Source organism: Microbacterium sediminis (genome assembly GCF_004564075.1).
Classification (GTDB): Bacteria; Actinomycetota; Actinomycetes; order Actinomycetales; family Microbacteriaceae; genus Microbacterium; species Microbacterium sediminis.
This window is the reverse complement of sequence record NZ_CP038256.1, coordinates 1,643,191-1,656,027: the sequence shown is the minus strand read 5'-3', so window position 1 is coordinate 1,656,027 and position 12,837 is coordinate 1,643,191. Positions and strand designations below refer to the sequence as shown.

At 73.5% G+C, this 12,837-nt stretch carries 10 protein-coding genes; 5 read left to right on the top strand and 5 right to left on the bottom strand.

Annotated features, from left to right (window positions below; all coding sequences use genetic code 11):
- Positions 1 to 33: 33 nt before the first annotated feature.
- Complete coding sequence (locus E3O41_RS07840; protein WP_067023859.1) at positions 34 to 699, top strand: response regulator transcription factor; 666 nt, start codon at positions 34 to 36, stop codon at positions 697 to 699.
- On the top strand, positions 696 to 1,784 hold the full coding sequence (locus E3O41_RS07835; protein ID WP_420845459.1) for a sensor histidine kinase: 1,089 nt from the start codon (positions 696 to 698) through the stop codon (positions 1,782 to 1,784). The genes E3O41_RS07840 and E3O41_RS07835 overlap by 4 nt, the downstream gene beginning before the upstream one ends.
- A 449-nt stretch (positions 1,785 to 2,233) precedes the next feature.
- Here the strand turns inward: E3O41_RS07835 and E3O41_RS07830 are convergent, their stop codons facing one another.
- The 5 genes from E3O41_RS07830 to E3O41_RS07810 all read right to left on the bottom strand — a co-directional run bounded on the left by E3O41_RS07830 (position 2,234) and on the right by E3O41_RS07810 (position 6,485).
- Positions 2,234 to 2,716 carry a hypothetical protein gene (locus tag E3O41_RS07830; RefSeq protein ID WP_067023853.1) on the bottom strand — a complete coding sequence of 161 codons (483 nt, stop codon included), beginning with the start codon at positions 2,714 to 2,716 and terminating at the stop codon, positions 2,234 to 2,236.
- A gap of 310 nt (positions 2,717 to 3,026) precedes the next feature.
- A complete protein-coding gene (gene cofD, locus E3O41_RS07825) occupies positions 3,027 to 4,001 on the bottom strand; it encodes a 2-phospho-L-lactate transferase (protein ID WP_067023851.1) in 975 nt (324 codons plus the stop codon).
- Positions 3,998 to 5,071: a hypothetical protein gene (locus E3O41_RS07820; RefSeq protein ID WP_083990816.1), complete on the bottom strand. Its 1,074-nt coding sequence runs from the start codon at positions 5,069 to 5,071 to the stop codon at positions 3,998 to 4,000. Before E3O41_RS07820 ends, cofD begins: the two co-directional genes overlap by 4 nt.
- A complete protein-coding gene (locus tag E3O41_RS07815) occupies positions 5,068 to 6,162 on the bottom strand; it encodes a GNAT family N-acetyltransferase (RefSeq protein ID WP_067023848.1) in 1,095 nt (364 codons plus the stop codon). Before E3O41_RS07815 ends, E3O41_RS07820 begins: the two co-directional genes overlap by 4 nt.
- Before the next feature lie 29 nt (positions 6,163 to 6,191).
- On the bottom strand, positions 6,192 to 6,485 hold the full coding sequence (locus tag E3O41_RS07810) for a hypothetical protein (RefSeq protein ID WP_067023844.1): 294 nt from the start codon (positions 6,483 to 6,485) through the stop codon (positions 6,192 to 6,194).
- Between the two features lie 578 nt (positions 6,486 to 7,063).
- Here E3O41_RS07810 and smc point away from each other — a divergent pair.
- The 3 genes from smc (at position 7,064) to E3O41_RS07795 (ending at position 12,833) form a co-directional block, all read left to right on the top strand.
- Complete coding sequence (smc, locus tag E3O41_RS07805) at positions 7,064 to 10,678, top strand: chromosome segregation protein SMC (RefSeq protein ID WP_067023841.1); 3,615 nt, start codon at positions 7,064 to 7,066, stop codon at positions 10,676 to 10,678.
- A complete protein-coding gene (locus E3O41_RS07800; protein WP_067023838.1) occupies positions 10,675 to 11,826 on the top strand; it encodes a class I SAM-dependent methyltransferase in 1,152 nt (383 codons plus the stop codon). The genes smc and E3O41_RS07800 overlap by 4 nt, the downstream gene beginning before the upstream one ends.
- A gap of 62 nt (positions 11,827 to 11,888) precedes the next feature.
- A complete protein-coding gene (locus E3O41_RS07795) occupies positions 11,889 to 12,833 on the top strand; it encodes a diacylglycerol/lipid kinase family protein (RefSeq protein WP_067023836.1) in 945 nt (314 codons plus the stop codon).
- Positions 12,834 to 12,837 lie beyond the last annotated feature (4 nt).

Below are 12,837 nucleotides of genomic sequence, written 5' to 3'. Positions count from 1 at the left end.
CCGGCGATAACCCGCGGCTCCTACCATCGAGGGATGCGCGTGCTGATCGTCGAGGACGAGCCCTATCTCGCGGAGGCGATCCGCGACGGGCTCCGGCTCGCGGCGATCGCCGCCGACATCGCGGGCGATGGCGAGGCCGCGCTCGAGGCGCTCGCGGTGAACGATTACCACATCGCCGTGCTCGACCGCGACATCCCCGGCCCGTCCGGCGATGAGGTCGCCCGACGCATCGTCGGCTCGGGCTCCGGCACGCCGATCCTCATGCTCACGGCGGCCGACCGGCTCGACGACAAGGCCTCGGGCTTCGAGCTCGGGGCGGACGACTACCTCACGAAGCCGTTCGCCATGCAGGAGCTCGTGCTGCGACTGCGCGCGCTCGACCGGCGACGGGTCCGCTCCCGCCCGCCGGTGCGCGAGATCGCGGGGCTGAGGGTCGATCCCTTCCGCCGCGAGGTCTTCCGCGACGGCCGGTACGTCGCGCTCACGCGCAAGCAGTTCGCGGTGCTCGAGGTCCTCGTCGACGCGGGCGGTGGCGTGATCAGCGCCGAGGAGCTGCTGGAGCGGGCCTGGGACGAGAACGCCGATCCATTCACGAACGCCGTGCGGATCACCGTGTCGGCGCTGCGCAAGCGGCTCGGCGAGCCGCAGCTGATCGAGACCGTGCCGGGCGTCGGCTATCGGATCGCGGGGCCGGCGTGATGCGCCGGCGCGGGCCCGACGCGCGCACGAAGCTCGCGCTCAGCTACGCCGCGATCGTCGTCGTGGCCGGCGTGATCCTGCTCGCCGTCGTCTGGCTCTTCCTGCTGCGCTACGTGCCCGACGGGCCGATGCGCGCGCCCGGTCCGTTCATCCCGAACCGCTCCGACCTCGAGCGGGCCTTCTGGCCGCGGGCGGCCTGGGCCCTCGCGTTCCTCGTCGCGTTCGGGCTCATCGGCGGGTGGTTCCTCGCCGGCCGCATGCTGGCCCCGCTGCGGCAGATCACCCAGGCGACGCGGGCGGCGGGGGAGGGCTCCCTGTCGCACCGGATCCGCATGACGGGCCGCGACGACGAATTCCGCGAGCTCGCCGACGCCTTCGACGGCATGCTCGACCGCATCGAGGCGCACGTCGACGAGCAGCGGCGCTTCGCCGCGAACGCCTCGCACGAGCTGCGCACCCCGCTCGCGGTCACGCGCTCGCTCCTGGACGTGGCGCGGCGCGATCCGGACGCGGACGTCGCCACGACGCTCGCACGGCTGCACGAGACGAACGAGCGCGCGATCGACCTGACCGAGGCGCTCCTGCTGCTGAGCAGGGTGGAGCGCGGAGGGATCGAGCGCGAGCCGGTCGACCTCTCACTCGCGGCCGAGGAGGCCGCGGAGACGCTGCTCCCGCTGGCGGAGGCACGCGGGGTTGCGGTCGAGGTGACGGGCGAGGCCGCGGCCGCGGCGGGGAGTGCGGCGCTCCTCGGGCAGCTCGTCGCCAACCTGGTGCACAACGCGATCGTCCACAACGTTCCCTCGGGCGGCCGCGTGCGCGTCCTCACCGCGGCACTCGGCGACGAGGCGGTCCTGACGATCGAGAACAGCGGCGCGCACATCGCCCCCGCGGCGCTCCCGACGCTCGTCGAGCCGTTCCAACGAGGATCCGCCCGCACGCAGACGGGCGGCCACGATGGCGCGGGCCTGGGCCTGGCGATCGCGGCGCGCATCGTCGAGGCGCACGGCGGGCAGCTGCACCTCTCGGCGCGCGCCGAGGGCGGCCTGCGCGTGGAGGTGCGGCTGCCGCGCGACCCGGGGCGTTGAGGACAGGGCGGTTGTGACGGCGAGTCCGTTCAGAGGGGGCGGCATGGCGATCGAGTTGCGGGCGATGATCGAGTCCGACGCGGAGGAGCTCGCGTCCTGGGCAACGGACCCGGTGTTCTGCGCGCATGCGGGGTGGACGCATCGGCGATTCCCCGATGAGGCGCTCCCGCGGTGGCGGAAGGCGATCGCGGAACCCGATCCGCTACTGACGCGTCTGCGCCTACGGGTTCTCGGTGATCGGATTGTCGCGGATCTGGGCAGAGGCGGTGGAGGCGAATGCGGGCTCTGTGCGAATCCTGCGCGGGATCGGAATGCCGATGACCGGATGGGGAGGAACCGAGGAGTATCTCGGTGTCCCGTCGCGTTTCCTCCAGTTTTCGCTGACCCGCGCGGAGTGGGCGACCAGAATGCCGGCGACCGCTGACGGCTGATCGTGGCGAGGCGATGGGTCAGGGGGCCGCGAGCGCCGCGCGCTGTCGGCCCGCGATCGTGCCGGCGACGAGCGCGATGACGGCGACGACCGCGGCGATGGCACTGGCGAGGTAGAGCGGTCGGACCACGGCGAAGGCGGCAGCGGCATCCCAGTCGCCGAACGTGTCGCCCACGGAGTTGAGGTTCCCGAAGGAGGCGAAGAAGTACGCGGGGGCGCCGCACGCGACGATCGCGGCCCAGGTGACGACGGCGAGCCACCCCGGCACCGCCCGGGCGACGGCCGTCGCCGCCCATGCGAGCGCGAGTACCGCGCCGACGACGGCGAAGACCACTCCGGGCACCGCCGAGTACGGCTGATCCGCCGCGTTCATCGCGGAGATCGTGTCGGCGAGGGGGCGGCCGCTCCCGGCCGTGACCTCCCCATTCGTCATCAGAAACGCGCCGAAGATCGCGTACCCCAGGATCGCGCACGCGCCGACGACGGCCGAGAGAAGCCTCATGGCCGGAGCCTAGCCGGGCGGGGCGAGGGCACGAGCTGGGGATGTGCTGAGCACCGGACCGCTCGGTTGGCTTGCGGGGAGGTTCACATGCCTTTGTGCAGCAGCCAGCGGTGTGGTCTCGACTCCGCTGCGCTGCGCTCGACCCGTCTCCGCTGCGGCCGCTTCGCGGCCTTCGGTCGACGAGCCGTTCAGGGTCGAAGCGGTATTCGATATGCGGGACGTGGCGCAGGGCGGGGGATATCGGGTCCGCGGCGCCGGCCGCTTCGAAGCCCGGTCTCTGCGGCGGCCGCGTCGCCCGAGCCGTCGGGGCTCAGCGCACGTCGGCGGCGAGCTGGAGGGCGTCGGCGGCGAGGCGGGCCGAGGTGTCGGCGTCGCGCATCCAGAGGGGCACGGTGCGGGTCTCGATGCCGGCGTCGCGCAGCGGCGATACCGCGTCCGCGTCCTCCTCGCCGACGAGCCAGCCGTCGAGCAGGCCGCCGGCGCCGCGCGCGCCGTAGTGTCGGGCGACCGCCGCCGCCGAGGTCTCGATGCCGACGGCGGCCAGGCACGCGTCGGCCATGCCGCGCACGACGGCGCCGCCGATGATGCCCGAGACGCCGACGATGGGCGCCGGGGAGTCGACGAGGGCCCGCCGCAGGCCGGGGACCGCGAGGATCGGTCCGATCGACACGATCGGGTTGGAGGGGGCGAGCAGGATGACGTCGGCGAGCTCGATCGCGCCGGCCGCGCCCAGCGACGGCTGCGCGAGCTCAATGCCGTGCTGCACGAACCCGGTCGCCGGCAGCTGGGCGCGGTGACGCACCCACCACTCCTGGAAGTGGATCGATGAGCCGTCCTCCAGAAGCACGTGCGTATCGATCTCGTCGTCGGTGGCGGGGTGCAGGGTCGCGCCGAGCTCCCAGCGCGCGCCGAGCCGGCGGTACACCTCCGAGACGGTCAGGCCCTCCCGCAGCCACGCGGTGCGCGCGATGTGCGTGCCGAGATCGAGGTCGCCGAGCGTGAACCATTCGGGCGCGGTGCCCCAGACAGCCAGCTCGGCCGAGACCCGCTCGGTCTCACCGGCCCGGCCCCAGCCGCGCTCAGTGTCGTTCACACCCGCGAGGGCGTACAGCAGGCTGTCGTGATCGGGGGCGATGCGCAGGCCCGACACCCACCAGTCGTCGGCGGTGTTGACCACCACGTCGATGCGTGCGTCGAGGCCCGCGCGGGCCACGTGCTCGCGCACGCCCTTGACGAAGCGGGCGCAGCCGACGCCGCCCCCGATCACGACGATCCGCTGTGTCATCCCTCTACCGTAAGGCGCTTCTCCCAGGCGCCACCGGACACGATGGGGGTGAAGCCCACCGCCTCGTTGACGTCGAGCATGTAGCGGTTCTCCTCGGCGTTGAAGGTGACGACGCACGGCGACTCCGGCACAGCCTCGTGCCAGCGCTTCAGCCCCACGCACTTCACGATCGAACCCAGCTTGCGGCCACGGTGCTCGGCCAGCACGAGCGTGGCGTACTGGCTGGTCACCTCGGAGCGATCCGCGGGGACGCCGAGCTCGTTGAAGGCCGCGACGGTGCCGGTGGGCACGTGGATCACCGCGGTGACGCCCAGCAGGGCGCCGGCCCGCTCGATGCGCGCCTCGCGCCGGCGCAGCCGGTCGCCCGACCACGGCGTCTCCTCGACGTCCATGTCGCCGGAGGGGGCATCGGTGGACATGCGGGTGATCGCGGCGGCGAGACCCTCGAGGTGCTCCTCGGGCGTGGCGCCCGTCCACCACTCCACGCGGTAGTCGGGACCGGCCTTCGCGAGCGCCCGCTCGAGCAGCGCGTCGACGCCGTCGTACGATCCGTGCAGATCGAACACGCTGCCGCGATCGACCTGCTGGAGCACGAACCCGTTGCGCAGGAGGTGGCCGGTCTGCGCGTCGCGGGGGAGCGAGCCCGCCCCCGTGGGCGGCACGAGCCGCTCGCCTCCCTCGCTGTAGCGGTGGTGGCTCCACGTCGCGAGCACGGAGCGGCCCTCCGCGCGGGCGAGGTCCTCGGTCGCGCGCCAGAGGGCGTCGGCGAGCGCGTCGGACTCGTGCGAGGCCGCCATCGCGATCTCGGCCTCGCACGTGCGCTCGGCGGCGCGATCGTATTCGACGCAGCCCGCGCCGATGATGACGCCGTCCTCCCGCGCGAGGATCGCCGCGCGCCGATAGTCCTGCTGCGCCTGGTGCTGCGAGAGGAGGTCGGTGACGTGGCGCTTGACGAGGTCGCTGCCGCCGTCGCGCCGCGCCTGGGCGTTCAGCAGCTCCACGAACGCCACGAAGTCCTCACCGCCCGGGCCGTCGAGGGACTCGGGGACGATCAGGGGCTCGATGATCACGCGCCCTCCTCCGATCCGAGCTTCTTCTCCCACGCGCCCGAGTACGCGATCGGCCGGAAGCCGACGCGCTCGTTGACGTCGAGCATGTAGCGGTTCTCCTCGGCGTTCCACGTCACCACGCACGGCGACTCCGGCACGGCCTCGTGCCAGCGGCGCAGGCCCACGCACTTGACGATCGAGCCGAGCTTGCGCCCCCGGTGCTCCGGGGCCACGAGCGTGCCGAACTGCTCGGTCGGGGTGGTGCGGTCCGGGCCGATGCACAGGTCGTTGAACGCGGCGACCTGGCCGGTCGGCTCGTGGATCACCAGCACGACGCCCATGAGCCGCCCGGCGCGCTCCATCCGCTCGTCGCGGCGGCGGATGCGCTCGGCGTCCCAGGCCCGCTGCTCGGTGACCATCTCGCCGGCGGGCACATCGGTCGACATGCGCGCGACGATCGTCGCGTAGCCGTCGATGTGCTCCTCCGGCGTGCGGCCGGTCCACGACACCATCCGGTAGTCGGGACCGGCCGCCGCCAGCGCCTCGTCGAGCAGGCGGTCGACCTCGTCGAACGAGGCCTGCAGGTCGAACGCGCTCACGCGCTCGATCTGCTGCAGCACGTACCCGTTGCGGAGCTGGTCGTCGGCGAGGCGGTCGCGCGGGATGCGCCCGAACCCGGTGGGCGAGTCGAGCATGTCGCCCGACCCGCCCGGCCGGTGGATCGAGTACAGCTGCAGCGCCCGGCGGCCGTCGGCGGCCGCGATGGCCTCGACCTCCGCGAGCAGGCGGTCGTGCAGCTCGGCGTTCTGGTGCTCCTCCTCGAGGTTCACCCACACCTCGGCGGTCTGCGTCGTGGAGTTGTCCCACGTGCACACCGCCACGCCGACGACCCGGTCGCCCACCCGCGCGACGAGGCCGCGGTGGGTGGAGTCGATCGTGTTCTGCCAGCGGGTGAGCAGGTCGAGCTCGTCCTCATCGAGGAGATCGGTGCCCGAGTCCCGACGCCACTGGTCGTTGCCGATGCGCACCATGGCGCGGAAGTCGGCGGCGTCCTCGGCGTCGAGGGACTCGGGCACGTGCAGCGGGGCGATGGTCAGCGTCTCGCTGATCATGATGGTTCTCTTTCGTTCGTCGACGCGGGTCACGCGTACGGATGGCGGGGGCCGGTCTGACCCAGCACCAGGTGGGCTTGCAGAAGCCGCCGGCGCTCCAGGAGCGCCTCGGCCTCATCGCGGCGGATGACGGTGGGGCGGGTGCCCCACAGCATCAGCCACAGTCCGATCCGCATCGCCACGCGATCGGCGAACGCGGTGCGAGGAGCACGGGACTCCAGCACGGCGATCGCCTCGGACGGCGGGCGCGGGGGTTGGGGTGGTCGGGGCTGCTGCTCGGTGAGCGCCCGGTCACGGGTGGGGAACTGCACGGTCTGCGACATGAGGTGTCCTTTGTGAGGGGGGATGAACGGATCGCGGGATGTGCGATCCGCACGTTATTCCGGGCATCCGACATCCCCGTGGGGTGGCGGAACCGGAGGATCGAGGGATCCGGGAAGGGAGACGGGACGACGCCGGCGCGCGAGAACGCGGGCGGGGTTGTCCCGGAGCAGCGCGCCGTCAGGCGGCGCGACGGCGCATCAGAAGCCCGGCGACCCGAGGGTCGGAGCGATGCGCGTGGTGCGGGAGGGCGTCAGCCGCGTCGACCGCGGAGGAACCCGAGGATGTGATCCGGATTCCCGGCCCCGAGGAGCGCGGCGTCGACGGCACCGGTGGTGGTGTGCTTCGTCGTGATCATCATCGCGATCTCCTCTCGTGCCGTTGCACGCGGCTGCGCGCAATCACAGGTCACGCTAGGGGAACGCGGCGGCGGGCGTCAAGGATTTACCCAGATTCGCGGCGTGTCCGGGCGTGTCGCGCGGCTCGATCGCCGCCGATCCGGTCGCTTGCGGCGCGGAACGGCGGGCCGCGAGCGGTGTGTCGGGTACCGTTGATCGATTACTTCGGGAGGGGGTCGCGAATGCACCTGAAGAGCTTGACGCTCAAGGGATTCAAGTCGTTCGCGCAGCCGACCACCTTCGTGCTGGAGCCGGGCGTCACCGCGATCGTCGGACCGAACGGATCGGGCAAGTCGAACGTCGTGGACGCGCTCGCCTGGGTCATGGGCGAGCAGGGCGCCAAGACGCTGCGCGGCGGCAAGATGGAGGACGTCATCTTCGCCGGCACCGCCACGCGCGGGCCGCTCGGGCGCGCCGAGGTGCAGCTGACGATCGACAACTCCGACGGGGCGCTGCCGATCGAGTACAGCGAGGTGACGATCAGCCGCACGCTGTTCCGCAACGGCCAGAGCGAGTACGCGATCAACGGCGAATCGTGCCGCCTCCTCGACGTGCAGGAGCTGCTGAGCGACTCGGGCCTGGGCCGCGAGATGCACGTGATCGTCGGCCAGGGGCGCCTCGACGCCGTGCTGCAGGCCACGCCGGAGGACCGCCGCGGGTTCATCGAGGAGGCCGCGGGCATCCTCAAGCACCGGCGGCGCAAGGAGAAGACCCTCCGCAAGCTCGAGGCGATGGAGCAGAACCTCACGCGGCTGAGCGATCTGGCGGGGGAGATCCGTCGCCAGCTCAAGCCGCTCGGACGGCAGGCGGAGATCGCCCGCGAGGCGCAGACCATCGCCGCCGTCGTGCGCGACGCGAAGGCCCGCCTGCTCGCCGACGACGTGGTGCAGCTGCGGTCGGCGCTGGCCGATCACGCGCGCAGCGAGCAGGAGCGGCACACCGAGCGCCTCGTGCTGCAGGACGAGGCCGACGGCATCAAGGCCCGGATCGCGGCGATCGAGGCGCAGCAGAACGCGGAGGCCGTGGACGAGGCCCGGCGGGTGGCGTTCGGGCTCGAGCAGGTGCAGGAGCGGCTGCGCGGGCTCTTCACCCTGGCCAATCAGCGGCTCGCGCTGCTGGGCACCGACGAGGACGAGCAGGCCACCGCGCAGACGGTGACGCAGGCGGCGATCGACGAGGCGCGCGCCGAGATCACCGAGATCGCGGACGGGCTCGGCGCGGCGCAGGACGCCGTGCAGCGGGCCTCGCGCGAGGTGGTCACGGCGCGAGCGGAGCTGGACGCGCTCGACGCCGACATCGCCGAGCAGAGCGCGCTCGTCTCGGAGCACGACATGCGCATCACCGCGCTGCGCGGCTCGGCCGAGGCGGCGGAGTCGGCGCTCGTCGCCGTGCGCACCGCGGTCGAACGCCAGCAGCGCGCCCTCGACGCCGCCCACGCGCGCCGCGTCGAGGCGGCCGAGGCGTTCGACGCGCTCGAGACCCTCGAGCAGACCACCGGCACCGCGGCGGAGTTCCAGGCCGCGTACGAGGACGCGCAGCAGGCGGCGGCCGAGGCCGAAGCCGAGCTGGAGCGCATCCGCGAGCAGCACCGCGCCGCCGAGCGCGAGGGCGATGCGCTCACCGCCAAGACGGCGGCGCTGCGCAGCGCCCTCGACGTGCAGAACGGCGCGGCGGAGCTCATCGCGCGCGGCGGCGACGGCATCCGCGGCCTCGTCGGCGATGCCGTGAGCGTCAAGGCGGGCTACGAGGCCGCGATCGCCGCGGTGCTCGGCCCGCTGGCCGAGGGCGTGCTCGTGGAGACGCGCGAGGACGCCCGGGCCGTCGCCGCGCGCGCCAACGACGTGGGCGTGGTCGACATCGTCATCGCCGAGGGGCGAGCCGCCGCCGCGGACGTCCCGCCGGTACCCGGGATCACGCCCGCCCGCGACGTGGTCACCGCGCCCGACGGCATCCTGGGGATCCTCGCCTTCGTCGCCGTCGCCGACGATCTCGATGCGGCCCTCGAGGCAGCTCCGGCGCTCGCGGCGGCCGGACCGGGCGGGCCGATCACCGTGGTGACGCGCGCGGGCGAGGTGCTCACCGAGCACACGCTGCGCGCGGGATCCGGCGAGGGCCGCTCGCGCCTGGAGCTGCAGGCCGAGCACGACGCGGCGGCCGAGCGTCTCGCCGAGGTGCGGGTGCTCGTCGACGATCTCGGCGCCCAGCGCCGCGATGCCACCGAGCGCCTGCAGGCCGCCCGCGCCCGCGCCAAGGAGGCGCTGCACGAGCTGCGCCAGCACGACGCGCAGCTGGCCCAGCACGCCGAGCACGTCAACAAGGTCACGGTGCGGCACGAGGCCGCGGTCGCCGAGTGCGAGCGCCTCGAGGCCGGTCTCGCGCAGGCCCAGGCGGCCGTCGCGGAGGCCGAGGCCAAGGCGCGCGCGGCGACCGAGGAGCTGGAGCGGGCGCTGGAGCAGCCCCGGCCGATGCTCGACGCGTCGGCGCGCGACGGCCTGCTGCTGGCGCTCGAGAAGGCCCGCGAGGGCGAGATGTCGGCGCGGCTGGAGGTCGAGACCCTGCGCGAGCGCGTGCGGGCGGCCGAGGCCCGCGCCGTGGGGCTCGAGCGGCAGCGCGAGCGCGAGAAGGAGGCGGCCGCCGCGGCCGCCCGGCGCGCGGTGATCCGGCGCCGGCAGCGCGAGATCGCCGAGTCGGTCGCCGCCGAGCTGCCCCACCTCATGGACTCCGTCGATCGATCCGTCGCCGAGGCCCGGGTCGCGCTCGCGGAGGCCGAGAGCGCGCGCTCGGCGATGAGCGAGGAGCTGCGCGGGCTGCGCCAGCAGGAGACCCAGCTGCGCGAGCGCCTCTCGGGCCTGACCGAGAGCGTGCACGGCCTCGAGCTGCAGATCCACGAGAAGAAGCTGCACCTGTCGAGCCTGCTCGACCGGGTCTCGAGCGAGCTCGGCCTCAGCGAGGCGGTCCTCGTCGCCGAGTACGGCCCGGACCAGCCCGTGCCGCGCGACCTCGCCGACATCACGCCGGCGCGCGAGGCGGACGAGCTGATCCGCGAGGCCGATGACGCCGCGCTGCCGATCGCCGAGGAGCCGGCCCCGGCGGAGGTCGGGGCGGACGAGGAGCAGCCGGCGACGATCCCGTACGACCGGCGCATGCAGGAGCGCCGCCTGCGCGACGCCGAGCGCAAGCTCTCGCAGCTGGGCCGCGTGAACCCGCTGGCGCTGGAGGAGTTCGCCGCGCTCGAGCAGCGCCACAAGTTCCTCACCGAGCAGCTCGACGATCTCGTGCAGACCCGCAAGGACCTGATGACGATCATCGCCGACCTCGACGAGCGCATGCAGGTGATCTTCGCCGAGGCGTTCGAGGACACGAGGGCGGCGTTCGCCGAGGTCTTCCCGATCCTGTTCCCCGGCGGGACGGGATCGATCTCGCTCACCAACCCCGACGACATGCTCACGACCGGCATCGAGGTCTCGGTGCGCCCGGTGGGCAAGAAGATCGAGCGCCTCTCGCTGCTGTCGGGCGGCGAGCGGTCGCTGGCGGCGGTGGCGCTGCTGACGGCCATCTTCAAGGCGCGGCCCAGCCCGTTCTACATCCTCGACGAGGTGGAGGCCGCGCTCGACGACGCCAACCTCGGGCGCCTGCTGGGCGTGTTCGAGACGCTGCGCGAGAGCAGCCAGCTCATCGTGATCACCCACCAGAAGCGGACGATGGAGATCGCCGACGCGCTCTACGGCGTCTCGATGCGCCAGGACGGCGTCTCGGCGGTCGTCGGGCAGCGCATCAGCGAGCGCGCGACGGCATGAGCGCGGTCGACTGGTTCGACGCCCACGCGCCGGACCTGCGCCGCCGCCCCGACCTCGAGGCCCACGACCTCGTGGCCGCCGACGCGAGCGACCGGCTGATCCTGGCCTCGGCGGGCGACCTCGCCGGATCCGCGGCCGTCGTCATCGGCGACCGGTTCGGCGGGATCACCCTGCCGCTGGCCGCGACGGGCGCGAGCGTGCGCGTGCACCAGGACGTGCTCACGGGCGAGCGCGCCGCGCGCCGGAACGCCGCGGAGCTCGGCCTCGCACCCGCCGCCGACGATCCCGACGCCGTGCGCGTGCCCGGTGTGGCCTGGCACCCCCTCGAGCCGGCGCTGGTGGCGGGTGCGACGACGGTGCTGCTGCAGCTGCCACGTTCGCTCGACGCGCTCGACGAGATCGCCGGGCTCATCGCCGAGCACGCCGACCCGGACGTGCGCGTGATCGCCGGCGGCCGGGTCAAGCACATGAGCACGGCGATGAACGACGTGCTGGCGCGGCACTTCGCCGAGGTCACGGCCGATCGCGGCGTCGGCAAGTCGCGCGTGCTGCGGGCCTCGCGCCCGCGGCGCGGCACCGGCGGCGGGTGGCCGAAGTGCGAGCGCCACGACGACCTCGGGCTCACCGTGTGCGCGCACGGCGCCGCGTTCGCCGGCGCGACGGTCGACATCGGGACGCGCTTCCTGCTGAGCCGTCTCGCGGATATGCCCGATGCGGCATACGCCGTCGACCTCGGCTGCGGCACGGGCGTGATCGCTGCCGCCTACGCCCGTACGCGGCCGGGCGCACGCGTGATCGCCACGGATCGCTCGTGGGCGGCCGTCGCCTCCGCGCGCGCCACGATGGCCGCCAACGGCCTGGCCGACCGCGTCGAGGTGGTGCGCGACGATGGCCTCGGCGCGCAGCCGGACGCCTCGGCCGACCTCGTGCTGCTCAACCCGCCGTTCCACTCCGACGCGGCCGTGACCACGCAGCTCGCGCCGCGCCTGTTCGCCGATGCCGCGCGCGTGCTGCGCGCGGGCGGCGAGCTGTGGTGCGTGTGGAACTCGCACCTGCGCTACCGCGGCGCGCTCGAGCGGCTCGTCGGCCCGACCCGCCAGATCGATCGCAACGCCAAGTTCACGGTGACCGCCTCCGCGCGACGCTGACGCGGGCCGGTGCGCGTGACTAGGCTCGGGGCACATCGGATGTCCGCCGAAGGAGGCCGCCCATGATGCCGCACATCGGGATCGTCTGGAATCCCAGCAAGACGACCCGCGACGATCTGACCACCGCGCTGGAGCAGACGCTCGGCACCGTCGACGATCGGCCCGAGGTGACGTGGGTCGAGACCACCGAGGACGATCCCGGCCGCGGCGCGGCCGACGCGGCGATCGCGGCGGGCGCCCGCCTCGTCATCGCGGCGGGCGGCGACGGCACGGTGCGCGCGGTGGCCGAGCGCGTCGCGGAGTCGGCCGATGTGGAGCTGGCCATCGCGCCGCTCGGCACCGGCAACCTCCTCGCCCGCAACCTGGGCGTGCCGATCAACGACCTGCCCGACGCCTTCGCGCGGGCGCTCACCCGCGACGCCACGCCGATCGACCTGGGCTGGATCGAGCTCGACGTCGACGGGCGCCCGCAGCGCCACGCGTTCGCGGTGATGGCGGGCTTCGGGATCGACGCGCACATGATCACCGAGACCGACGACGACCTGAAGAGCCGCGTCGGGTGGCTGGCCTACGTCGAGTCGCTGGGGCGCGCGGTCTCCGCCAGCGAGGTGATCGACGTGCGCATCTCCGAGGACGGCGGCGAGCCGTCGGCGGCCACGGCGCACACGCTGCTCGTGGGCAACTGCGGCACGGTGCAGGGCGGCATCACGCTGCTGCCCGACGCCGACCCGAGTGACGGCGAGCTCGACGTCCTCGTGCTCGACGCCGAGGGGATCGGCGGCTGGATGGATACGATGCGCAACATGCTGTGGGACAACGGCCTCAAGCGCCTGCTCCCCGGCGGCGGGGAGCGCGCCGAGAGCAGCGAGTCCACCTCGCACCACCGGGTGCGGGCGCTGACGGTCGAGCTCGGCGAGCCGCGCGAGATCGAGATCGACGGCGACGTCGTGGGCGCCGCCTCCCACCTCGCGTTCGAGGTGCAGCCGGGCGCGCTGCGCGTGCGCTGAGTCC

Coding starts and splice junctions, on each gene's coding strand:
- smc (WP_067023841.1), top strand. CDS start 7,064: ATGCACCTGAAGAGCTTGACGCTCAAGGGATTCAAGTCGTTCGCGCAG.
- E3O41_RS07800 (WP_067023838.1), top strand. CDS start 10,675: ATGAGCGCGGTCGACTGGTTCGACGCCCACGCGCCGGACCTGCGCCGC.
- E3O41_RS07830 (WP_067023853.1), bottom strand. CDS start 2,716: ATGAGGCTTCTCTCGGCCGTCGTCGGCGCGTGCGCGATCCTGGGGTAC.
- E3O41_RS07795 (WP_067023836.1), top strand. CDS start 11,889: ATGATGCCGCACATCGGGATCGTCTGGAATCCCAGCAAGACGACCCGC.
- E3O41_RS07840 (WP_067023859.1), top strand. CDS start 34: ATGCGCGTGCTGATCGTCGAGGACGAGCCCTATCTCGCGGAGGCGATC.
- E3O41_RS07815 (WP_067023848.1), bottom strand. CDS start 6,162: ATGATCAGCGAGACGCTGACCATCGCCCCGCTGCACGTGCCCGAGTCC.
- E3O41_RS07810 (WP_067023844.1), bottom strand. CDS start 6,485: ATGTCGCAGACCGTGCAGTTCCCCACCCGTGACCGGGCGCTCACCGAG.
- cofD (WP_067023851.1), bottom strand. CDS start 4,001: ATGACACAGCGGATCGTCGTGATCGGGGGCGGCGTCGGCTGCGCCCGC.